The sequence below is a fragment of the Marinobacter sp. LM1 genome (genome assembly GCF_042763285.1).
Classification (GTDB): Bacteria; Pseudomonadota; Gammaproteobacteria; order Pseudomonadales; family Oleiphilaceae; genus Marinobacter; species Marinobacter nauticus.
Genome location: NZ_CP114373.1, coordinates 3507770 through 3529507 on the forward strand (window position 1 = coordinate 3507770; position 21738 = coordinate 3529507).

Below are 21738 nucleotides of genomic sequence, written 5' to 3' on the forward strand. Positions count from 1 at the left end.
ATGGACGGCAACCCCGGCGACGCCGCCTGTGAACCCGAGGGCGGGGCCGTGAAGGGTGTGTTCAGGCTGTTCGGTGAGGGAGACGAACTCTATGCGGAGATGATTCGCTCGGTCCGTGCTGCCACCCAGCGTATCTTTCTTGCTTCGTATATCCTGGCGGCGGACGAGGTGGGGACTGAACTGCTTGATGAACTGATGAAGCAGTCCCGCCACGGCCTCGACGTGCGCATTCACGTTGATGCGCTGGGCTCAAGTGGCGTCCTTACGCGGCTGCACCGGCGCCAGCTCAGGGCCGCCGGCGTCCGTCTACAGCGCTTTCACCGCTGGAGTTGGCGGCAACCGATGCGTTACAACCGTCGCGACCATCGCAAGCTGCTGGTCATTGACGGCAAAACAGCGTATCTCGGCGGCTTCAACATTCATCGCGAAGGCTCGAGGCGCTATTACGGCCCAAAGCGTTGGCGCGACGTGCATGTGTGCTTCGAGGGGCCTCTGGCGGCGGAGGCTGACGCTCTGTTTGACGCCTTCTGGTGCGGTCACCCTGACTGGAGCCCACAGAGTCATACCATCGGTGACAGCCGGATCACTCCCAATACCACACGCGCCTGCCGCATCCAGCTGCGGTGCTCCATCAAAGACCAACTGGCCGGAGCATCCGACAAAATCTGGCTGGCGACGCCCTATTTCGTACCGGACCGGGGATTACGCAAACAACTTGCTCTCGCGGCCCGCCGGGGAGTCGATGTGCGGATCCTGACCACCGAAAAGACCGACTCGACCCCCGCACAATGGGCTGCCCGCGCCATTTACGGGGAACTGCTGGAACACGGCGTTCGCATATTCGAGTACACACCCCGGCTGTTGCATTCCAAAGTACTGCTCGTTGACGATGCCTGGGGCAGCATAGGGACCGCGAACTTCGACTACAGAAGTTTGTTTATTAACTATGAACTGACGCTGATTTCCACAAACGAAGCCTTGAATGGCCAGTTAAGAAACGAGTTCGTAACTGACCTGCAGGATGCCAGTGAAATCACTGGCATCGCCTGGAAACACCGCGGCTTCATAAAAGCCGTGTATGACACGCTTGGCCTGTTGCTACGCAAGTGGCTTTGACGTGGGCCGACTTAGATCGGGGCTCAACTTGCCTGGTATGCCGAACCAGGGGCCCAGCCACCCGGTGCGGCAATGATTAAGGACGCAGCGAGTGCTTTGGTGCGAGTCGAGTCATACCGCCTTGATAATCTCCGACAGCCTATCTCTCACCTCACCCGCAATATGCTTGAGTTGCTCATTATCGATCGCTGTCATGGATAACACGGGATCAACCGCACTGACTTCAACGCCCTCCGGGGTCTCGCGCAGGATGACATTGCACGGCAACATAGCGCCTACCCGGGGTTCCACGCCAATCGCTTCCCAGGCCATGGCCGGATTGCAGGCACCGAGAATTCGGTAGGCGGGCATGTCCTTGTCCAGTTTCTTTTTCATGGTGGCCTTGACGTCTATCTCCGTCAAAACCCCGAATCCCTGATCGGCCAGGGCCTTACGGGTTCGCTCATCCACGGTCTCGAAATCCACATTCTGAATTACGCGATTCATTGTGTAAGACATATACATCTCCTTTTCTTTGGGTAAACCGAGTAAGGCCTACAGTAGCCAGCCCTTCGATATCAACATCTAACCTTTTCAGAACCCATAGCGCACCCCCAGATACAGGTTATTGTTGTCCTGAAACTGACCGAAGAAGGTTTCCTCCCGGGCGCCGAAAAACAGGTTTCCGCCGGCTTCAACAGAGAGATGATCATCAACCTGATAGCCCACCCGGGGGCGCAGGTACGCGTCCCGGTCCGAGGGCGAGTAGAACAGGAACAACGACCACGCCAGATTCTGGCTGTGTGTCAGCCATGTCAGCCGCTGGGTGAGGACGTGGCGATTCTCGTCCCGCACCGGGGCACCAGGGGGCAAGGCCCACCGGTAGGCCTCAAACTCGCCCATGCGCTCAAGGTAGTATTGCAGGCCCAGGGTCAGGTTACGGGCAATTTCCTGCTCATAGCCGAGCAGCAGGCGCAGCTCGCTGTTGCGCACCGTGGGATCGTCGCCATCGCGGTCGGCGCGGGAATCGTAATAGCCCAGCTCGACGTTGCCGATGCCCGGCCCCACCGGCCCGCGCAGGCTGGCGCCGAGCACCGACAGCGGAGGAAACGTGGCCTTGCCGCTGGCCGGCTCGGCCCCGGCCGGGCTCTTCCAGAAGCCGTCGTAGCCGTAGAGCGCGACCTCGTAGGCGCCAAGGTTACGGTACAGCCGGGCGGCCCATTCGTCGTCTTCGAACGCGTCCGCCGGGCGGTCCGCCAGTACAACCGCATTGCGCCCGGTCAGCCGCCCTTGCCCTGTGTTGAAGAAAGAGAGACGGCGGCCGTCGATGAAGCGATCAGCGTCAAACCGGGGGGTGTAGACAAGGTCAAGATTGGCCCAGCTGGAAAAAGCCGAGACCTTCAGCGCGTCCGAGGGCGCCTTGAGGTACTCCACATCGCGGCCGATAAAAAACGAGACCCAGTCCTTGGGAAACAGATCGTTGATGAACACCAGGTCGCCGGTTCCCCAGGTGAGTATCTGGCGCCCCAGCTTGACATCGGTATCCGCGCTCGGCGAAAACACCAGGCTGGCCTCGCGCAGGTCGAAGGCGCCCTCACCCGATTCCAGGTCCACCGACCGATCATCGTCCAGGTCGTCATAGAGAAAATCGCCGGTAAGGCGCAACGTTGCTCCCCGGAAATACTTCTCCGCCTCGAGCTGCAACCGGGTTTCGGCGATGGACAGATCGCGCTGGCGGGGATCATCGCCCAGCCGGGTTCCGCCGCGGGCCTCCCAGAAGCCGCGCAGACGAAATGGCAGCGCCGCCGCAGCCGGTCGGTCGGTGGTCTGTTCTGCTCCGGTCTCACCCCCGAGGCCCGCTGGCAGGGCCGGTTCTGCGGTATCACTGGCTGGCGCGCCCAGCCCCTCCGGCAGCTCGGGCGCGGCCGCCCATAGCGCCCCGGGCGCTGCACCGAGAACGATACCCGCCAGCAACATGCCCCAGAGCAGGCTTCTGGTGTTCATCCACGCCCTCCTGCCCTCAGTGCACCGGTGGTCACTGCAAGTACTCCTTTGGCGCCCGGCGCAGGTAGCGCTCCGAGAAGACGTCTTCCGGCAGGCCCAGGTCATAGTCAATGCCAGTGTAGGTCAGCTCCGTGGTGCCGCCGCTGCGCAGGTTCTCCATCCTCGCCTTGACGACCGTGGGGTAACCCTGCACCTTCTCCACCGCCAGCGCGGTGTAACGCCGGTAGAGGTTGCCACTGTCGTCGACATACTCGGTGCGAACCGGCAGGAACGACTGCTTGTGAATATAGACATCGTAGTAGGCGAACTCAACCTCCCCGGGCCTCTTGGGTTTGTTGCGCACTACGTAGTAGTTGTCCGTGGTTTCAATCAGCTCATGGCTGTCGGCATCAATACTGCGCCCGGAGATATCCTCGTAAAAGAAATCCGAGCCAACGAAGCTGGTGCGTTTGTCGGAAGCGGCAATTCGCTTAACCAGATCCAGCGCCGGCAGGTACAGCCAGCGGTCGTCGTCCCGGTCCTGGTGTTTCCACACCAGCAGCGTCATCTGGCTCACATCCGCCGGCCGCCGGAAATAGACATAGTACTTCTGCTCGCCACGATAGGCGCTCCCCTCAATGGCATCTGTCTCCGGGCCGTCCCGCCGCAAAATGGTAAGCTCGCGACTGCGGGTACGGCCCTGGCGGTCGGTGATGGTCATGGCGACCCTGGCGCGGCCATCACGCCCCTGGAAGTAGGAGACCATATTGGCACGGTTGACAATGCGCTCCACCGAGGGCGCAGCGCCGGCATCCTGGGCCAGGGCAATGGGCGTGATGCCCAGCGCGATCACCACCAGGGCCAGCTTTTGGAACAGGGTAACAGGCCAGTATCTACTCATTGCACGCCTTCCTCTTGGTTTTGCGGATTCGGGGCGGCCCTGCGGGCACCGGGAAACAGCCATCGTTGCAGCAGGGTTACCAGTGCCGGCAGGATCAGCAGTGTGCTCAGGCCGGCGGTCAACAGAATGGCCGCGATAAATACCCCCACCGTCTGGTAGGGCACGAGCGGTGCGGCCAGCAGCGGCAGGAAACCAACGCCAAGCACGATGGCGTTGCGGGTTATCGCCCGTGCCGGCTCGCCGAACATCGGCGCCACCGAGCGACGCCAGGAGCCTGTCTCAGCCTGGGTGGCGCGGGCGCGGGCCAGGAAGTGGATGGCGTAGTCCACGGCGAGTCCCAGACTCAGGGCGCTCAGCACGGCGACCGGCATATCGTAGTTCTTGCCGATGATACCGATCAGACCGTAGATGGCCCCGATGGTCACAGTCAGGGGAATCATGCACAACAGTCCCCAGAGCAAAGAGCGGAACAATAAGGCCATCAGCAGGAGCACGACCACGAAACTGCCGAACAGGGCCATGGCCATGCCGCTGACCATTTTGTCCTGCCAGACCACATTGATGTAGTTAAGACCAAACCAGCGTGCCCGGATCGACGCAGGCGGAGGGTTGGCCGCGATGAAGTCGTCGAGCGCCTGAACCACCCGGCTCATATCCCGGTTGTCGCCACTGGTAAGCTGAACCCAGATGCTGGCACGGCGGTAGTCGGGGGTAACGAAGTGCCAGAGATCCTGGGGGCGGTGGCCATTCTGGTAGGTGAGCAGGGTCTGCGCAACCGCCGCCGGACTGTCCGGAATGCGAAAGGCTCCGTCATCGCCGCCCAGCAGTTCGCGGTGAACGGTTTTGACCAGATCGGCGACGGAGTTGGACTTGCCGACCACGCCGGTCTCGCCCAGCCGCTGCTGCAACCTGGCGATGTAGCGCAGGACTTCGGGGCGTTTGAAGATCTGGTTGTCCTGGGCCGCGTTATCCCCCTCCGGAACCAGCGCCAGATAGGCCATGTAGGTGCCGCCGAAATGTTCGTTGAGCACCCGGTCTGCCACCCGGATGGGGTGCTCGGGCTCGAACCACTTGACCGGGTTATCGTTGATGCGGATCAGGCTGATGCCATAACCGGCGGCCACCACCACGACCATGGTAACCACCAGCACCGCCCTGGCGTGGCTGACCACGCCCTCGCCGAGGCGACGCAGCCAGCGCCCCATGACCGTATCCTGGTCCGGGTCCCCGGCGGCGTGACCGAAGCCGGTGAGCCGCCGCTCCGGCATCAGCATGATGTAAGCCGGAATGAAGGTCACCGTGCACAACCAGGCCAGGAACACACCAATCGCGATAAAGATGCCGAACACCTGAACGGGCGGGATCGGGGTGAGTGCCAGTGAGGCAAACCCCGCCATCGTCGTCAGGGTGGTGAACAGCATCGGTTTGAACAGTATCCCCATAACCTCCCGGATGGCCCGGTGGCGGTCACGATGCAGGGGATAGCGGTCGAAGAATTCCGAGAGGATATGCACCGCGTCCAGCACCGCAATGGGCATGATGAATACGGGGATCATCGAGCTCATGATGTGGACGGTGCTGCCGCTGATCACCAGCAGCGCCATGGTGCTCGCGGCCGCCACCATCGCCACGATCATCGCCGAGGTAATGAGCCGGATGTGGCGGAAGAACCACCACATCGCCAGGAAGATGACCAGCATTGCCAGTGGCGCCGAGATCGCCATCTGATAGAACATCTGCACACCGAACGTGTCCTCCGCCACGGGCAGCCCGGTGATGTAGACCTGATCGCCGGTATCCTTCCAGCCAGCGACTTTGTCAAGCAGGGCTTCGCGGACCCGGTAACTCATGTCCTTGCTGGTCAGCGGCAGGTAAAGGGCGACTGCCTTACCATCGGCGCTGACCAGGGTATTGTCGAACAGCGGAATGCGTTGCGCCCGCTCAAGAATAGCGAGCGCCTGGTTGCGGGTATCCGGCGGCTCTGGCATGAGCCAGCTGAAACGAACCGAGCCGACCCCCTCTTGCTCAATGTTGTCGACCCGCGAGAGCGCGAGCATATCCTCCTCAACCACGCCCTCCTGCCGGCCCGGGTTGTCCGGATCGGGCCACCTGAGCGTACTGGCATACTCCGTCAGCTCATAGATGCGCCGCAGCGAACCGACATTGAATACCCCGTCAGGGTTGCTTTCGTTGACCACACCCACCACGACCATGTCATAAAGCGAGAATTGCTCCTTCATGTCGTCGTGGAAAACGCGCACGGGTTCGTCGGAAGAGAGCATGTTCTCGGGGTCGGTATCGATGGTCAGCGGATTAAGCAGACCAAACCGCTCGGGCCAGACGCTTGGCAGCGCCGCCAGCGCCACCAGCGCCAGCGTGGCAACCACCATGGCCCAAACGGTCAGTCGAGGACGGTCAGTGGCGAACTGTAGCCACGAACTCTCGGTGTTTTCAGACATTTACAGTGCCTCCGCAAGTCAGTCGAAGGCGGCGCCGGGCTTCTTGCCCAGGGCCTTGAGGATCTTCGCCAGAGGGCAGAATCCGCTGAAGGCAGCCTGCAGCATGTTGGCGCCCACAAACGCGGTGAACCACAACCAGTAAGGTGAGTGGAGCTGGGAGAGAGCCAGACTTACAAGAATGAAAGATCCTGCGAAGGCGAGTACAAGGCGGTCGATAGACATATGCCCCTCCTGTTATAGTAGCGCGTTCCGGCACTTTCAGCAGATTGCGCACTGCGCTGGCTGCACTGAAAGCACCCGTACACAATACCTGGCATGGCCACGTGCCGGACCATGGAGAGCCGGGGCCTGCCAGACGACGACGGGCAACACTTGACTACCTGGCCAAGAGCAGCCGATCATCTGAACCAAGCCTAACATGTTCACGATTGCAGAGCTATGAATGTATGAATAAAAATCAGATGTCGGAAGCGGCGGATCAGGCCACCAATCTGCTAAAGGCCCTCTCCGGGCGGAGCCGGCTGATGATCCTCTGCCAACTGGTCGACGGCGAGCAGGCGGTGAGCGAACTTGCGGATGCACTGGAGATGCGCCAGGCGGCCGTCTCCCAGCAACTCGCCCTGCTGCGCAAGGACGGCCTGGTATCTGCGCGCCGCGAAGCGCGGACCATACACTACTCCCTGGCGGGAGAGGAGGCGCGCCGGATCATAGAAGTTCTGTATGAGCTGTTCTGCGATAACGACGCATGCTAAGAAGTAGGGCAACAAGGAGTTTCGAGTTGCCCTACTTCAACTACTAATTGCTGGCAAAGGCCTGGCGCATGTATTGAACGATGGCTCCCGCCTGCTCCTTGGTCAATGAGCTGATGCCACCCTTGGCGGGCATCGCCATGGATGAGCCGGGGCTCTTGAAACCCTCCATGATATTGGTAACCAATACATCGTCACTCTTGGTCAGCCGGCCATCGCTCTTTGTGAAGTCAGGAACGCCGGGCAGCTTGCCCTTTCCGTCTGCGCCATGGCAGGCAACGCAGGTGGAGTTATAGAGCTTTTCGCCGGCTTCCACGCTGTCCGCCTGAGCCGCGGCTCCGCCTGAGTAGGCAAAGCTCCCGGCGACCAGGCTGGCGACCAGAAAAGATGATCGTTTCATTTATTCTCCCCCTTATTATCTGCCGGATCATTGGCTTTCTGGAGGAAGGTCAGGATATCCCTTGTTTCCTGCCCGGTTAAGCCCGCTCGGATGCGCATGTGAAGCACGGTTGGCTCCCAGACATCGTCACGGAACTCGGCCGAGTCGCGCATGTTATGGCACCGTGCGCAGTTGTCAGCCCATGACTGGGCGCCCCGGACGAACGCCATGGGGTCGTCGGCGTCCTGGGCAGCGGCTGAACCTGCGCCACCGATGAAAAGCGCGGCCATGAGTGCAGCATTGCTGATGAGGTTGCGGTTCATTAGTTTCATGTTAATACCCTCTTAAAAGCCGTAAGCCAACTGAACGTTGAAGCGTTCGTCATCGTCGATAGCGTTGTCATCGTAATCGTCCACGGTGTAGGCCGCCTTGATGATAACGTTGTTTGCGAACAGGTAATTCACCCCAACGGACCACTGGGAGCGGTTTCCATCGGCATTCGGGGTGTCCAGGTCACCTATGCGGGCAACACCTTCCCACTTGGTATCCGGCAGCCGGTAGGCCGCCTGCGCATACCAGGCTGTAAAGTCAAGTTCCCCGGTCACCTCACCATCAGCAATTGTGCTGCCGGCTTCGCTTCCCACGGTCTGCTGGATGAATTCACCGCGCAGCTGCAGGGTGTCAAGGTTGTAAACGGCGTCCGCACCCAGAACGGTGTAGTCACGGTCCGGCTCTCCCGCCGCCAGCTCAGACACTGCGTGCCCCTCGGCCACGCCGACCTTGCCCAGGGCGCCGGACAGGCCCAGCTCCAGGGCGGGCACTGGCAGGAAGCCTATGCGGCCACCGTAGACAAAATTGCCATCGGCATTCGATGAAGCAGCTTCGGTTTCCATTTCCAGCTCAACCTCATCACCATGCCCATCGACAAGCAGCGTCGGGCCGTTAGAGGTAAAAAGCGCATAGTTGGCGCGCATCGACCCGCTCAACGGGATGCCGCCACGCAACTGAACACCCAGATCAGAGAGCGGGGCCGCGCCCCCGTGACCAAAGCCCACGGGCGCGGTCGGCAGCTTGTTGATCCAGCTTGGGTGGATATTCTGGCGGAACTGGCCGATCGGGCTCAGGAACTTGCCCGCCACCAGTGCCATGTAATCGTTCAGGATAAGATCGATGGTCGCATATTCTGTTGCGATTTCGGTTTCACCGTCTGCATTCGTCTCGATTTCAAGTTCGCCTTCAAACAGCACCCTGTCGGAAAACTGAAAATGAAAGATCGGCGCAAATCGTGCTGCCGTAAAACCGTCTTCCTGTCGATCAGAGCCCGCTATGGCATCAACGTTGGCGTATCCGGCCATGTGCAGCTTGGACAGCGTATCGAGGTTGTTGCTCTTTACATCCTCCCGCAGTGCCGCCATCTGCGACTCAAGGTTGGCAATTTTTGACTAAGTATCTTCGTTTGCGATTGCAGTCCCGCTGGCGAGTACGGAGGCCGCAAGCGACAGCTTGATAAAATGGAGTTTTTTCATAGGTGCACCCTTCTGGGTTAGATGAAGAGACGTATATAGCTGTTCCGGAAAAGGCTTTCGAATAAAGCCATCGATCCAAAACATTAACAATTAGACACCCTTGACCTGAAACGAAACTGAAATTGTCAGTCGTGCCGCCCTTATCTTGATGCAAGTCAGTTTTTACAATGGCCGGATATCATGAGATTGAGCCAGCACCGTATGTGGGGGCGCCACGCAGTATAGTCAGACACCCGGGAATGATCGCTCCTGTACGCCGTCTCAACGGAATCGAGCCTGATGCGAACCAGTCGACCGGCAAAACCAATACCTGCGTCACACCGTATCATTTTCACTACTATTTCGTGACGCAGCGGCGAGCTGCCGCCACCGCCCCCAGCGGGGGATGAACATCGGCACCTGCCGCTGGTAGGCACGGTACTCCTCACCGAACTCCTTGAGCACCTGCCGTTCCTCACGCCGAGCCAGCCATGTGTAGACAAGCACGATCACCGGAAAAAGGCCGACCGAGAACAGCGTCGGCCAGTGCACCACACCTTCTCCAAACAGAGCGATGAATAGCCCCGTATACTGCGGATGCCGCACATACGCATACAAGCCGTCTTTCACCAAACGGTTTTCACCTCGCGCCTTGTGGACCTGACGCCACCCCTGAATAAAGAGGCCGATCCCGGTGAACGCGAGCGCATAGCCGAGCAACATTGAGACCAACATCCCGGTTTCGCCCAGCCCTACCAGGGTCGACCACAAGCTGGCGCTGACATACTCACTGTCGAGGCCAAAAAAACGCACCAACAGATAAATAGTGAGCGGAAAACCGTACATTTCCGCATAAAGCGCAATGATGAAGGCCTGCACCACTCCGGCGCCGGCCCATTCCCGCCAGTTTTTCGGCGCGAAATAACGGTAAAAGAACCAGGACACCAGAACGATAACGATCAGTGTGATGCCCCAGGCCCCAGCGTGATTGAACGATTCATTCATAGCATGATTGACCTGTATGTGGGGCGGCTAGCTGAATCGGTTGCCGCCCGGATTGTTTTAGTGTGAGAATCAGTACGGTGATCACCAACGCTTTACTTTTCCCCGTAAAGACTGTTGTAAGTCGATCCTCGCGCTCCATCGCTACAATGTCGCCTTATCAGCGCCTGAGGAGCCACTTTTTGACAGGATCGCCTGCACTATCGAATGGGCATCACATTTGTTGGCCTGCAGCAGCCCCGATGTATCCAGGGTGCCACCATGGTTTTCATAGCCAAACGCCAGCGTCCGGTCGGGCCCGAGATCGAGAGGACGGCAGAGTCCCAGCAAGGCCTCTGGGCGCATATGGCAGACGAACACTCTGAGTTTTGTATCGTGGGGAAACAGCTCGGCCCTGTAAGAAGTACCAGACTGATGTCCTGACTCGATTGGATCCCGGGGACTCCGGAATCGACCGGGCTCGAGAAGGCAGACCACACCACTCGAAAGCCCTCTCTGAGCCAGCGCTTCGGCAACCTCAAGGCAAACCCGGAGTTGATAGGCGCCGACAGCGATCAACTGCACATCACCGGCTTCACCAAGAGCGATGGCACCATCCCGGAGCAATTGCACAGCCTGACGGCCGTCAAAAACGGCAGGCAGTTTTGCCTTGGGAACCGTCATGGCCCAGAACTGCCCCTGGGTTCGAAAACACTCGTTAAGGCACGCCACAGCACTATTGCAGTCGGGAGGATAGACAACGCGGGCAGTGTCACTCATTTCTCCCATCAGGACTTCGCCGAAGGCCGGGTCCTGATGAGACTGCTCGTTCTTGCCGTTTTCCCAGAGGTGCGACGTCGCAATGACCGGCACGGATAACCATCGGGCGGGCCGACCGAGACTTTTCTGGTGTCGCGCAAAAATAATTTCCTGCCGAAGAGCGCCAATCATTTTCATGGCAAACGCTTCGTAGGACACCACCAGATTCATACCTCCCTTATTACCCAGAGCGGCGCTGACAACGGCCTCCTCATTCAGGGCTGTGATTACCGAGCCGTGAAGGGATTCCGCAAGGCCGGGCTCGGGCGTCAGGGTGCGATGCTTCAGAAGGTCAAGCGACTGGTTCATCTGATTACTACGCAATTCATCCGGGTTCCCCAGGCGAATACGAAGCGCCGGGTTGGCCTTTACAAGGGCAACAAACTGCCGATCAATCGCCACCATGGGCGACTCTGATACCGCCGTTTGCAACCAGACCGGTTCGGGCACAGTTTGCAGCTTGACGTCACGACAGCTCAGCGGATGATCCTTTTCCGCAGGCCGATCGTCTGCCCGGTGAGTTGCCAGCACGTCGCGGGCGCCGTGAATCTCGATCTCGGGCACAAACAAACGGGCAATGGATTCGTTAAAGTGCCTGCGCGAGACCTCATCAAATCTCGGTATTGCCGGAAGCGGGGTACCATGCGCCGCGTTTGAGCCAGCACCATAGAAACCATAGCCTTTGACCGTCTCGGCAATCAGATAGGGGAGCTTTACAGGGTACCTCATGTGGCCGGCGCTGACCTGTTCGCTGCACGCCTGAAGCCTCGATTCGGCCTCGAAGATGCCCCAGATAAAGGCCGCAGGATCGCGGCCATCAATGAGTATGGGGTAAAAGCCATTGAGTTCCAGGTGTTGCCGGAACCAGTCCGCCCCCCCTTGCAGAAAAATCGTTGAACGTTGATCGATGCGGCGGCCGTTGGCAATCATCACCGGGGTCACCAGGCCACAGTCCTCAGCTCGCCACCAGCGGCTTGCCCAGTCGCTGCCCCGCTGCTCCTCAAATGCCCCATCACTGAGAAACGCGACCAGACGCTCCCCCGGCAGCGGCATGTGGGTGTATTGCAGTTCAGCGAAGCCCAGATATCCGCCCTCGATCAGCCCGCCGGCAGTGTGGGGGTTGACGTGACTGCCCAGGGGAACCCCCGGTGTGCCATCCGGAGTGACGGCGTAGCTGTAAAAGTCACTCACCAGCCGGGACAGCCCCACCTCGTCGAGCGTGTACCGAGCCTGCTGTTCTGGATGCAGATTGCCGAGCAGTATGTTGACGCTTTCGATAGCCGCCACACAGTGCCCCTGCCCCATCAGCCAGCTACGGGTCAGCCCCGCCAACGCGTTGGCGGCCGTGTAGCCAAGATAGGCAGGCACCATGTTCAGCGAACCACCGGTATGCCCCTGAGGATTTTCCTTGAAGTCATCCGCCGCCAGCGGCTGTCCGGACAGGTCCACTCTGCTGGCATAAGTCATGTGGGCTACCAGCCACATGGCCGCGTTGGTGAGGGTGTCTGCAGCCTCGAAAATAATCAGGGCATCGTCGAGCGAGTCATAACGCCCGGCACAAACGAGTTCCTGGCACAGGTCGAACACGCGCACCTGGGTCAAATCGGTATGTTCGATCACCCCGCGCCCTTTTGCCCAGTTGGCAAACTGGGGGTAACGCTGCCGGTATTGGGCAGCACGCTGCTGGATTCGATGTGAATCCTCAATGGAATAGCCGTTCATGATCTCTCCCTGATAACTCTACTGACGTTAATGGTGGCCTACTAGAAATCCTCGCCGTAAATATCCGGATTACCCCGGGTATTTGCCCGGTCTCACATCAAAGACGCAAAATGGATTGGTAGCCTGCCACATCCACCTCAAACCGGGTGTTCTGACGCAAGTGATCCTTCATGGCCTCCAGCGCATCAGGGTCTCCATGAATCAAGTTGATCGGCGTTTCGGTAGCGACAAACGTCAGGCACTCACCCAACCGATCTCATTGTACCCGGCGTCGAAAGACCCAAAGGGAGAAAATAAACAGCGTGACACCGATTACCAGCAAGGCGAGAGCCTCATCCCAGAGAACCGCCAGGCCGGCGCCTTTGAGGAAAATACCGACGATGATATCCATGTAATAACGCAGTGGACTCAGCAGGGAGAGGCTTTGCAGGAAAGGCGGCATGGCTTCTACCGGCGTCAAACTGCCCGACAGGAACATCAGCGGGAAAAGTCCGAAAAAGGAGAGCAGCAACGCCTGCTGAAGGGTCCGGCTGTAGGCGGCAATCAGTACGCCCAGCGCAATCGCACTGAGCAAAAAGATGGCGGTCAGCACCAGAAATAAAAGCAGACTGCCCTGAAGGGGCACATCAAAGACTCTGACAATCACCAAACTCGGAAAGATGGACAGTACGCCCATGATCAGCGTGGGTGTGACCTTGGCCAGGAACAGTTCCAGGGTGGAAATGGGCGTCACCAGCAGCTGCTCGATAGTGCCTCGCTCCTTTTCCCGGACAATAGAGGCGGCCGGGTGAATAACGCCCACCATCATACCGGCCAGAGCAATCATCGATAACACGATAAAACCCGATGTTGTCAGATCGGGGTTATACCAGATACGGATCAGGGGTACCGCGACCCCCTTCTTCCCGGCAGCAGGGAGCGCTTCGCGCTCCTGGCGCTGGACGATCTGCAGAGCATCATTGACGGCATTGGCGGCAATGTTGGAATTGGTGCCGTCCTGGAGCAACTGGAGCTGAGCACTCTTGCCAGCGAGAAGAGCACCTTCGAACCCGGCGGGAACGACCAACACCATGGTGGCATCGCCTTTCTCCAGGAGGTCAGTGGCGGTTGCCACACGGGTTTCCTGAAATTTCAGGTCGAAGGTTTCGCTCACCGCAAATTTCTGGATCAACGAGCGACTCAAGGCGCTGCGATCCTCGTCCACCACCGCCAGGGGCAGGTGGCTTACATCAAAACTGAGCGCAACGGCACAAATGACGACTTCAATGGTGTAAAGCCAAAGTATCAGGGTCAGTATCAACCGGTCACGAAAGAACTGCACGAGCTCCTTGCGCAACAAACCAAATAAGGCAATTCCCATCAGGCCACCTTCTGCTTCATTCGCCAGGCCGCGAAGACAAATACCAGGACCGTATAGACGATCAACATCATCAGATTTGGCAGAACGGCTTCAAGGCCGGCTGATTTCAGTACGATGCCCCGGGAGATTTCCATAAAATAACCGGCAGGGAAAAGCCAGCTATACAGTTGCAGGGCAAGAGGCATGGTGAACAGAGGGAACAGAAAACCGGAAAACAAAAACGACGGCATCAAGGTGACAATCAGCGTTATCAACATGGCCGCCAACTGGGTACGGACCAGGGATGAGACCAACAGGCCGATACCCACCGTGGTCAGCACATAAACGAAAGCGGACGTCAGCAGCAGTATCGGGCTGCCGGCAATGGGGACCTGAAACCAGGCAAACCCCACCACCATGACCATAAGAATCTCCAGGAAAGCCACCAGACCGTAGGGCACCAGCTTGCCGACAACAAACTCGGTTGAGGTGACCGGCGATGCATAGATCTGCTCAATCGTACCGGTCTCTTTCTCACGCACGATCGCCAGGGCGGTCAGCAGGGGTGGGAACGCCATCAGGATCACGGCAAATAACCCGGGGATGACGAAATTGACGCTGCGCAGGGAGGGATTGAACCAGACCCTGGCCTGGACCCGGACGGCGCTCTGACGCGGGGCGGGGAAATTTGCGATTACCGCCTCGGCATAGGCCGATGCCAATCGACCCAGAACAGGATAGCCGCCGTCCACGATCACCTGGACAGGCGCCTCGTCGCCTCTGAGCAGTTGCCGGGCCAAGCCGGCTGGAATCACCACGCCCATGCTGATGGTCGAGCTTTGCAGTGCCGACTCCAGATCGCGGAGATCGGTCGTTTTCTGCTCTAATTGAAAATACCGCGAGCTGTCGAAACGGGCTGACAGGTCGCGGCTTGTCGGCGTGTTGTCCAGATCGTAAATGCCCACGGCAACCTGTTCCACATCCAGATTGACCGCATAGCCGAACAGAAAAAGCATGATCAGCGGCATGATCACGGCCAACGCAATGGTAACCGGGTCGCGAATCAGCTCGCGACTTTCCTTGACGATGAGGGCTCCAAGCCGATGAGCCTTCATGGTCCCAACGCCCGGGAATTGGCCGTTCCCGCCTGTTCTATGGCCGCCGTGAAGAGCATCTCCACCGTGGCGTCGGCTTCGAGGCCGAGCGAATGATTCAGCGATGATCGGCTACCGTGTGCAAGCAGCCGCCCGTCCAGCATTAACGCCAAACGATCACAATAGGCCGCTTCCTCCAGGTAGTGGGTAGTGACCAGCACGGTCATACCGCTGGCGGCCAGCTCACGGATAACCCGCCAGAAACGGTACCGGGCGACGGGATCGACACCCGAGGTGGGCTCATCAAGGAACAAGACCCGGGGCCGGTGAAGCAGGCTGCAGGCCAGCGCCAGACGCTGGCGCAAGGCACTTGAAAGATCACCGGTGAGCTTGTCGGGAATATCTGTCAGCCCCGTTACTTCCCTGGCCCAGTCGATCGCAGCCCGCGCCGCGCCTCCGGCCAGGCCGTAGGCATTGGCAAAGAAGCGGAGATTCTCCCAGGGGGTCAGTTCCAGATAGAGTGAAAACCGTTGTGACATATAACCAATTTGCCGGCGCAATGCGGTGCTACCCCCGCCGGAGCTCACCCCGGCCACCCGGGCGTTGCCCTCATCGATGGCCACCAGCCCGCACAAGGCCCTGATCAGGGTTGTCTTGCCCGCCCCGTTGGGCCCCAGCAACGCAAGCAGTTCGCCAGATGGCGCCTCGAAACTCACCCGGTCAACGGCCTTGAAATGTCCGAAGCGGACGCTCAGGCCGGTGGCCACCAGCCCTTCCTCTTTTCCCCTGTCTTGCCGGGCCAATTCCGGAAACTGCTGCTCGCCGGCCCTCCTGTCCGTCCGCAGCACAAACAGATCCTCGAGCCGGGGCTCGGCCGCCGCCAGGTGGGTTCCCTCGGGCAATAACTCGGCGAGCTGGTTTTCAGCGATGTCCGCGTTCATCACCAGTCGCAGGTGATCCGGCAACCACTGCACTGAATGGACGCTGTCAATTTGAGCCAGGATGCCGGACAACTCCCGCAAGCCTCGTCCGGTATCTCCAGCATTTACAGTGAACACCCTTCCGGCGGCGGGCCTCAGCAGCTCTTCCAGCGACCCATCCGCAAGAACGCGGCCCTGTTCCAGCAGCAGTATCCTGTCGCAGCGCTCCGCCTCGTCCATGTAGGAGGTAGCCACAACCATGGTCAGGCCCTGCGACCGGAAGCGGTCGAGCATGGTCCAGAGATGGCGCCGGGACAGGGGGTCGACGCCGAGCCCCGGTTCGTCAAGGATCAGCAGCTCCGGTTCATGGACCAGATTGGTACATAGCGACAACTTTTTCTGCATGCCACCGGACAGTTTGGCGGCGGGCCTGTCAGTAAAGCGGCCAAGCCCCGACATGGATAGCAACCTTTCTGAACGCTCCCGATAGAGTTCGTCGGGCACATCCCGGATGCGAGCGGCAAAGCTCAGGTTTTCCTTGACGCTGAGTCGATCGTAAAGCGTAAATCCCTGGGACATATAGCCAATCCGGGCAGCAACCTGCTTGGCCTCACGACGGGTATCGAAGCCCAGGACCCGGCATTCCCCCACAGTGGGGTCCAGGATGCCAGCCAACATCTGTAACAGCGTCGTCTTGCCAGCGCCATCAGCACCGACAATGCCCACTCGTTGGCCGCGATCAACGGAAACATCCAGTGGCTCGATGACAACATTGTCTCCGAATTGGCGGCCAAGGCCTTTGGCGACGATGGGTTCCGGGGAAGACATGACGGCTCAGCGCGCCGGAACCGAGAGGGTCGCTGGCCACTCGGCGTCCGGATCCCAGCGAATCCAGGCATCTGCCGGCATACCCGGTTTCAGAGCATCGGCCGGATTATCCAGCACCAGGGTAACGCCATAGACCATCCGAACTCTCTCGTCGGGCATGTGGACATCGCGGGGGGTGAACTGGGCGAAATCGTCAATCCTGCCGACTTTGGCGGAAAAGTCCCCGGGCAAACCGTCCACGCGGATTCTGGCGGGATCCCCCAAGCTGATCCGGTTGAGGATATCACCGGGGACATAGACCTTGAGTTCGAGCTGCTGCAGATTCACCATCGTGGCCAGCGGCTGGCCGGTATCGACAACCTCTCCCGTCTCCACCGCCCGGATCAGGATGGTTCCGGAGAGCGGCGCGGCAACCTCCGCTTTGTCCAGTTGCGATTCAGCCAGTGCCACCTGCGCCGCCCTTGCAGCCACCTGTTCTTCGGCGGCATCCTTCTGCCGCTGGAGAGACTCAAGTCGGCCCCGGGCCTCACTGACGGCATTTTCCGCCTGATCCAGATCACTCGAGCTGGCCAGATTGCGGGACCGCAAGTCCCGGATCCGCTGCCGTTGTTTCTCGGCATTCTTGAGATGATGACGCCAGGTGGTGATTTGGCTGTCGAAGCCGTCACGGACTTCCCGCGCCGAGGCCAGCTCGGCCTGTGCCGAGCGCAGGCGGTCTCTGGCATCGGCGGGGTCGATCACGGCTACCGTGTCGCCAGCCGAAACCTTGCTGCCTTCCGCGAGATGGTGCTCGATGACCCGACCGGCCACTTCGGCCGCGATCCGCACTTCCCGCCCCTCGATATGGCCATTGCCATAGACGATTCCCTGCGGCAAGGGCTCTTCCCCAAACAGAACAAAAACCCCATAAGAACCGCCGGCGAGCACCAACACCGCTATCAGAGACCAGAGCCAGGATTGGGATTTCACCAAACACTCCTTATGACATTACTGTTCAGGTTGGAGCCGGGATCAGGGCCACTGCCTCTCACTCCAGCCAATGAGATCGCCCACTCTAGCACTCGGCAGCCGCCGCGACCAAGGTCGTTGCCGGATCTTAAGCGGCTCATTCAGGTCGCCCTCGAAGATGGCCGTCAGGGCATCGTCAAAGACGCAAAATGGATTGGTAGCCTGCCACATCCACCTCAAACCGGGTGTTCTGACGCAAGTGATCCCTCAGCGCCTCCAGCGCCTCCGGATCACCGTGGATCAGGTTGATCGGCGTTTCGGGGGCCAGGTCACTCTGAGCAAGCCACTGTTCAATCTCTGCGAAATCCCCGTGCCCGGAAAGCCCACTCAACACCTCCAGCCGGGCCTTGACCGGAATCCAGTCGCCGTGGATCTTGATCCTTTCCGCTCCATCAACCATTTTGGCGCCTCGTGTCCCCCCTGCCTGATAACCGGCAAAGATAACGGTTGTGCGGTGCTGGCCGAGGAGACGTTTGAAGTGATGAAGAATGCGACCGCCCGTTGCCATACCGCTGCCTGCAATAATTACGTGCGGGTAGGCCTGGTCAGCCAGCGCCTTGGAGTCCTGGACGCTGCGGCTATAATGAACGGTGCTGCACATTTCGTGGCATTCTGAACTGCTCAACCGATGCTGATCTTCGTAGCGGCAGTAAATCTCAGAAACATCAATCGCCATGGGGCTATCCAGATAAACTGGCAACCTTGGAATTCGTCCCGCCTTCATCAGGTCGGTGAGCATATGCTGCAAGACCTGCGCTCTGCCCACGGCAAAGGCCGGAATCAGTATATTGCCCCCTTTGTCGACCGTTTCGTTGACGATGTCCGCCAACTGCGACAACGGGTCCGCATCGTCGTGGCGACGATTGCCATACGTTGACTCCAGCATCAGCATGTCCAGAGCTGGCAGAGGCGCAGGTGGCCTCATGAAAATATCATTGAGGCGGCCCACATCGCCGGAAAAACCGACGCATTTACCTTCCGCCTCGATGATGACACAGGCCGCCCCGAGAATGTGCCCGACCGGTCGCAGATGAAAGCGTATATCACCGAGCTGGATCACTTGGTGAAAGTCCACCGACTGAAACAGCTCCATGCAGGCTTCTGCATCCTCCTGATCATACAGGGGCTCCGGATTCTCATGCCTGCTCAGCTTATGGCGGCCGAGGTAATGTGCCTCCTCTTCCTGAAGGTGGCCGCTATCGGCCAGCAATATGCTGCATAGCTCTCGGGTGGCATGATGGGTATAAACCGCCCCCCGGAAGCCCTGCTTGTACAACACGGGGATGTAGCCTGAATGATCCAGATGGGCATGGGTCAGAAGCACGGCATCCAGCGAGGCAATATCGAGCGGCAACGGTTGCCGGTTGCGCTTTCTCAGCCACTTGTACCCCTGAAACAGGCCGCAATCGACCAATACACGTGTCTGGCCGGTTTCAACCAGGAACTTGGAGCCGGTCACGGTTTCCGTGCCACCCAGAAATGTAATGTTCATCGGCGCTCACCCTCCACCTGATTGAGAAAATGCCTGACCGGCGGCACCAGCAACTCGCTGACATCGATCTCATTGCTGCTGTGTGGAACCGTGTTGGTGGTCACCAGCGTCTGCAGGCCGGTACCCAGAAGGTAGGTGTCCGAGGCCTCCGCAAAAATGCCATGCACCGCCGCACACAGGATGGCCTCCGTGCCTTGCGCCTTAAGTGCCCTGACACACTCGCCAATGGTGCGTCCGCTGGAAATAACGTCATCAATGATGACGGCTTTCCGGCCGTTATACGCCGAGATATCCGGCAAGGTGACTTCAACGCGCCGGTCACCCAGACGCTGCTTGGTGCCAATGACATAAGGATGGTTACTGGCCTGCGCGATACTTGATACCCATTGCTCACTTTCCGCGTCCGGACCTACCAGCAACAGACCGTTTTGCCCCCGTAGCCAATCCGCCAGCGCCGGTGCTCCCTGAACAACTTGCGTGGGTATGCTGTAGATTTCGTCAAGAGACTGGTACCTGTGCAAATGTGGATCAACGGTGATCAGCCAGTCGATATGTAAAGACAAAGACTGGGCAAACACCCTGGAAGTGACCGCCTCCCCTTCTTCGAAGCGTCGATCCTGGCGCATATAGCAAAGATAGGGCGCCACCAACCCAATCGACCTGGCACCGAGTTCCCGGAGAGTTTCAAAGAGAAACAGGAGAGCAAGGTATTTGGTGTCTGGATGCGTTAGGTCGGCCAATATTACGCAGTTCGCACCTTTGACTGATGTGAGCACACGTAAGTAGGACTCACCATCAGGGAACCTCCGCACCTCCAAACTTCCCGGCTCCAGATTGAGCCGATCACAAAGTTTTTCCCGTAATGGGTGCGGGGTGAGGCTAAACAGCACATTTTTTTCAATAATGCCCACAGTCATTCCTCTTGCGATACAGTGAAGATTGCCGGCCCCATATCGTTAAACGCCAGCGCATAATCCTGCTGTCCCGGACTGTCACTGAGTAACTCATAGAGAGGCTCTCCCTTAATGACGATATCGCCGACGTTCACCAGCAGCCGTAGTCCTGCGGTAGAACTGGCAGGCGCTCCTGCCAGCTTGGCGACACGGGCAAGCCGACGGTTGTCGATAGACACGATTGTTCCGGATTCCGAGGACAGAACTGGACGCCGAAAACGGGCTTCACCTAAGCTCTTCAGTCCCCCCTGAGCCTTTGTTATGCGCTTGAACTGCTCCCAGGCAGAGCCGTTTTGAAGTAATCGCTCTGCTTTGATCATCCCCTCTTTCACGCCAAGACCATCGGCCAGATCGAATAAATGGCCAGCCAGCAAGATGGCGCGGCCCCGTAGATCCCTCGGCGCGCCTTGCTTTCCCTGCAGCACGGCCAAAACATCCCGGGCTTCCTCTGTCGGCCCGATCCCTGCACCAACCGGCTTGCTGCCGTCTGTCGCGATGCAGCGTACCTTCAGCCCACAGGCCGCCCCAACGCTTGTGAAAAGAGAGGCCAGCCGGTCGGCATCGCCGGGCGTTCGAACCTTGGCCGTCTCCCCCACCGGAATGTCAATCACCGCATGGGTGGAACCGGCAGCAATCTTCTTGGACAGCACCGAGGCCACGAGCTGGCCCTCACCATCAAGGTCCAGCGCTCTCTCGATGCGAATCAACAGGTCATCAGCCGGGCTGAGGTTCATCGCCCCACCCCAGGCGAGACAGGCACCGGTTTCTCTGACCACACGGCGAATCTCGTTCAGCCCAAGCCTCACATTGGTCAGCGCTTCCATGGTGTCCGCTGTTCCCGCCGGTGAGGTGATGGCACGGGAGGAGGTTTTAGGCATTACTAAGCCTGCTGCGCTGACGATCGACACAACCAGCGGCGTGGTCCGGTTGCCCGGCAGGCCTCCAACACAGTGTTTGTCGAACACACGATCCACGCCTGGCCAATCGAGCTGTTGTCCGCAATTCACCATCGCCTGGGTCAAAGCAACAATCTCATCGAAACCTAATCTGCCACCCGCACAAGCGCTCAGGAAACAGGCTATTTCGACATCGCTGTATTTGTGTGCGGAGATATCGGAGACAATGCGGGCCATCTCAGCCGGAAGCAAGCTGTGTCCGAATACTTTCCGACGAACCAGACTCAAGGATTCGATATAGGGCGCATGATGTACTGAAACCAGGTCAGACTGAGCCACCCCGAGCCGCTCTATGGCGATATCTGAAAGCCCCGCATACCCTTTGGGAACCGTTTCATCAGACGAAATATTGAGAGTTGCGATGATGGAACGTCCCTGCGAGGAAATTCCCACCCTGGAACTGGCGGCGAATCCTTCTGAAAGGCACACATCACAATCATCACGCATGTAGACGACAGGCTCCTGATGAGTATTGATACCCATCTTGAAAACCCGTAACTGACTGGAAGACGCCACCATGTATCAACATCCTTTTCTGCGTTGAAGAATAATTTC

General features: G+C 59.0%; 20 protein-coding genes. 2 read left to right on the forward strand and 18 right to left on the reverse strand.

Annotated features, from left to right (window positions below):
* Nucleotides 1–1116, forward strand: coding sequence for a phosphatidylserine/phosphatidylglycerophosphate/cardiolipin synthase family protein (locus OZ656_RS16490; RefSeq protein ID WP_379944728.1), 1116 nt, complete (start codon nt 1–3; stop codon nt 1114–1116).
* Between the two features lie 111 nt (nt 1117–1227).
* Here the strand turns inward: OZ656_RS16490 and OZ656_RS16495 are convergent, their stop codons facing one another.
* The 5 genes from OZ656_RS16495 to OZ656_RS16515 form a co-directional block, all read right to left on the reverse strand.
* Nucleotides 1228–1614: a DUF302 domain-containing protein gene (locus OZ656_RS16495; protein ID WP_092033463.1), complete on the reverse strand. Its 387-nt coding sequence runs from the start codon at nt 1612–1614 to the stop codon at nt 1228–1230.
* Between the two features lie 75 nt (nt 1615–1689).
* Nucleotides 1690–3099, reverse strand: a complete 1410-nt coding sequence (locus OZ656_RS16500; protein WP_278350095.1) for a hypothetical protein — start codon at nt 3097–3099, stop codon at nt 1690–1692.
* Nucleotides 3100–3130: 31 nt separating this feature from the next.
* Nucleotides 3131–3979: an outer membrane lipoprotein-sorting protein gene (locus OZ656_RS16505; protein WP_278350096.1), complete on the reverse strand. Its 849-nt coding sequence runs from the start codon at nt 3977–3979 to the stop codon at nt 3131–3133.
* Entirely contained in the window at nt 3976–6438 is a 2463-nt protein-coding gene (locus OZ656_RS16510; RefSeq protein WP_278350097.1) for an RND family transporter, read from the reverse strand. Before OZ656_RS16510 ends, OZ656_RS16505 begins: the two co-directional genes overlap by 4 nt.
* Nucleotides 6439–6456: 18 nt before the next feature.
* Entirely contained in the window at nt 6457–6660 is a 204-nt protein-coding gene (locus tag OZ656_RS16515; RefSeq protein WP_053113999.1) for a DUF2892 domain-containing protein, read from the reverse strand.
* Nucleotides 6661–6884: 224 nt separating this feature from the next.
* On the opposite strand from OZ656_RS16515, the gene OZ656_RS16520 reads away from it, so the two are divergent.
* Nucleotides 6885–7190 carry a helix-turn-helix transcriptional regulator gene (locus OZ656_RS16520; RefSeq protein ID WP_008170014.1) on the forward strand — a complete coding sequence of 102 codons (306 nt, stop codon included), beginning with the start codon at nt 6885–6887 and terminating at the stop codon, nt 7188–7190.
* A gap of 43 nt (nt 7191–7233) precedes the next feature.
* Here the strand turns inward: OZ656_RS16520 and OZ656_RS16525 are convergent, their stop codons facing one another.
* The 13 genes from OZ656_RS16525 to OZ656_RS16585 form a co-directional block, all read right to left on the reverse strand.
* Nucleotides 7234–7587, reverse strand: coding sequence for a cytochrome c5 family protein (locus OZ656_RS16525; protein WP_053113997.1), 354 nt, complete (start codon nt 7585–7587; stop codon nt 7234–7236).
* Entirely contained in the window at nt 7584–7898 is a 315-nt protein-coding gene (locus tag OZ656_RS16530; protein WP_273085719.1) for a cytochrome c, read from the reverse strand. Before OZ656_RS16530 ends, OZ656_RS16525 begins: the two co-directional genes overlap by 4 nt.
* Before the next feature lie 12 nt (nt 7899–7910).
* Nucleotides 7911–8981, reverse strand: coding sequence for a porin (locus tag OZ656_RS16535; RefSeq protein ID WP_273085720.1), 1071 nt, complete (start codon nt 8979–8981; stop codon nt 7911–7913).
* A gap of 426 nt (nt 8982–9407) precedes the next feature.
* Nucleotides 9408–10076, reverse strand: a complete 669-nt coding sequence (locus tag OZ656_RS16540) for an isoprenylcysteine carboxylmethyltransferase family protein (RefSeq protein ID WP_053113994.1) — start codon at nt 10074–10076, stop codon at nt 9408–9410.
* A gap of 141 nt (nt 10077–10217) precedes the next feature.
* Nucleotides 10218–12593, reverse strand: a complete 2376-nt coding sequence (locus OZ656_RS16545; RefSeq protein WP_278350098.1) for a xylulose 5-phosphate 3-epimerase — start codon at nt 12591–12593, stop codon at nt 10218–10220.
* A 97-nt stretch (nt 12594–12690) separates the two neighbouring features.
* Complete coding sequence (locus OZ656_RS16550; RefSeq protein ID WP_175497454.1) at nt 12691–12843, reverse strand: MBL fold metallo-hydrolase RNA specificity domain-containing protein; 153 nt, start codon at nt 12841–12843, stop codon at nt 12691–12693.
* A gap of 6 nt (nt 12844–12849) precedes the next feature.
* Entirely contained in the window at nt 12850–13953 is a 1104-nt protein-coding gene (locus OZ656_RS16555) for an ABC transporter permease (protein ID WP_008172526.1), read from the reverse strand.
* On the reverse strand, nt 13953–15047 hold the full coding sequence (locus tag OZ656_RS16560; RefSeq protein WP_278350099.1) for an ABC transporter permease: 1095 nt from the start codon (nt 15045–15047) through the stop codon (nt 13953–13955). Before OZ656_RS16560 ends, OZ656_RS16555 begins: the two co-directional genes overlap by 1 nt.
* Nucleotides 15044–16774 carry an ATP-binding cassette domain-containing protein gene (locus OZ656_RS16565; protein ID WP_136631410.1) on the reverse strand — a complete coding sequence of 577 codons (1731 nt, stop codon included), beginning with the start codon at nt 16772–16774 and terminating at the stop codon, nt 15044–15046. Before OZ656_RS16565 ends, OZ656_RS16560 begins: the two co-directional genes overlap by 4 nt.
* Before the next feature lie 6 nt (nt 16775–16780).
* Nucleotides 16781–17743, reverse strand: coding sequence for an HlyD family secretion protein (locus OZ656_RS16570; protein WP_008172531.1), 963 nt, complete (start codon nt 17741–17743; stop codon nt 16781–16783).
* 175 nt (nt 17744–17918) lie between these two features.
* Nucleotides 17919–19274 carry an MBL fold metallo-hydrolase RNA specificity domain-containing protein gene (locus OZ656_RS16575; RefSeq protein ID WP_379944730.1) on the reverse strand — a complete coding sequence of 452 codons (1356 nt, stop codon included), beginning with the start codon at nt 19272–19274 and terminating at the stop codon, nt 17919–17921.
* On the reverse strand, nt 19271–20191 hold the full coding sequence (locus OZ656_RS16580; RefSeq protein ID WP_153741195.1) for a ribose-phosphate diphosphokinase: 921 nt from the start codon (nt 20189–20191) through the stop codon (nt 19271–19273). The genes OZ656_RS16575 and OZ656_RS16580 overlap by 4 nt, the downstream gene beginning before the upstream one ends.
* Nucleotides 20188–21702 (reverse strand): thymidine phosphorylase family protein, encoded by a 1515-nt coding sequence (locus tag OZ656_RS16585; RefSeq protein WP_379944731.1) that lies wholly within the window; start codon nt 21700–21702, stop codon nt 20188–20190. Before OZ656_RS16585 ends, OZ656_RS16580 begins: the two co-directional genes overlap by 4 nt.
* Nucleotides 21703–21738: the final 36 nt, after the last annotated feature.

Excerpts from the sequence above, each read along its gene's own strand:
- OZ656_RS16530 (WP_273085719.1), bottom strand. The coding sequence starts at position 7,898 with ATGAAACTAATGAACCGCAACCTCATCAGCAATGCTGCACTCATGGCC.
- OZ656_RS16585 (WP_379944731.1), bottom strand. The coding sequence starts at position 21,702 with ATGGTGGCGTCTTCCAGTCAGTTACGGGTTTTCAAGATGGGTATCAAT.
- OZ656_RS16515 (WP_053113999.1), bottom strand. The coding sequence starts at position 6,660 with ATGTCTATCGACCGCCTTGTACTCGCCTTCGCAGGATCTTTCATTCTT.
- OZ656_RS16505 (WP_278350096.1), bottom strand. The coding sequence starts at position 3,979 with ATGAGTAGATACTGGCCTGTTACCCTGTTCCAAAAGCTGGCCCTGGTG.
- OZ656_RS16575 (WP_379944730.1), bottom strand. The coding sequence starts at position 19,274 with ATGAACATTACATTTCTGGGTGGCACGGAAACCGTGACCGGCTCCAAG.
- OZ656_RS16525 (WP_053113997.1), bottom strand. The coding sequence starts at position 7,587 with ATGAAACGATCATCTTTTCTGGTCGCCAGCCTGGTCGCCGGGAGCTTT.
- OZ656_RS16535 (WP_273085720.1), bottom strand. The coding sequence starts at position 8,981 with ATGGCGGCACTGCGGGAGGATGTAAAGAGCAACAACCTCGATACGCTG.
- OZ656_RS16540 (WP_053113994.1), bottom strand. The coding sequence starts at position 10,076 with ATGAATGAATCGTTCAATCACGCTGGGGCCTGGGGCATCACACTGATC.
- OZ656_RS16545 (WP_278350098.1), bottom strand. The coding sequence starts at position 12,593 with ATGAACGGCTATTCCATTGAGGATTCACATCGAATCCAGCAGCGTGCT.
- OZ656_RS16495 (WP_092033463.1), bottom strand. The coding sequence starts at position 1,614 with ATGTCTTACACAATGAATCGCGTAATTCAGAATGTGGATTTCGAGACC.
- OZ656_RS16580 (WP_153741195.1), bottom strand. The coding sequence starts at position 20,191 with ATGACTGTGGGCATTATTGAAAAAAATGTGCTGTTTAGCCTCACCCCG.
- OZ656_RS16565 (WP_136631410.1), bottom strand. The coding sequence starts at position 16,774 with ATGTCTTCCCCGGAACCCATCGTCGCCAAAGGCCTTGGCCGCCAATTC.
- OZ656_RS16560 (WP_278350099.1), bottom strand. The coding sequence starts at position 15,047 with ATGAAGGCTCATCGGCTTGGAGCCCTCATCGTCAAGGAAAGTCGCGAG.
- OZ656_RS16555 (WP_008172526.1), bottom strand. The coding sequence starts at position 13,953 with ATGGGAATTGCCTTATTTGGTTTGTTGCGCAAGGAGCTCGTGCAGTTC.
- OZ656_RS16520 (WP_008170014.1), top strand. The coding sequence starts at position 6,885 with ATGAATAAAAATCAGATGTCGGAAGCGGCGGATCAGGCCACCAATCTG.
- OZ656_RS16510 (WP_278350097.1), bottom strand. The coding sequence starts at position 6,438 with ATGTCTGAAAACACCGAGAGTTCGTGGCTACAGTTCGCCACTGACCGT.
- OZ656_RS16500 (WP_278350095.1), bottom strand. The coding sequence starts at position 3,099 with ATGAACACCAGAAGCCTGCTCTGGGGCATGTTGCTGGCGGGTATCGTT.
- OZ656_RS16490 (WP_379944728.1), top strand. The coding sequence starts at position 1 with ATGGACGGCAACCCCGGCGACGCCGCCTGTGAACCCGAGGGCGGGGCC.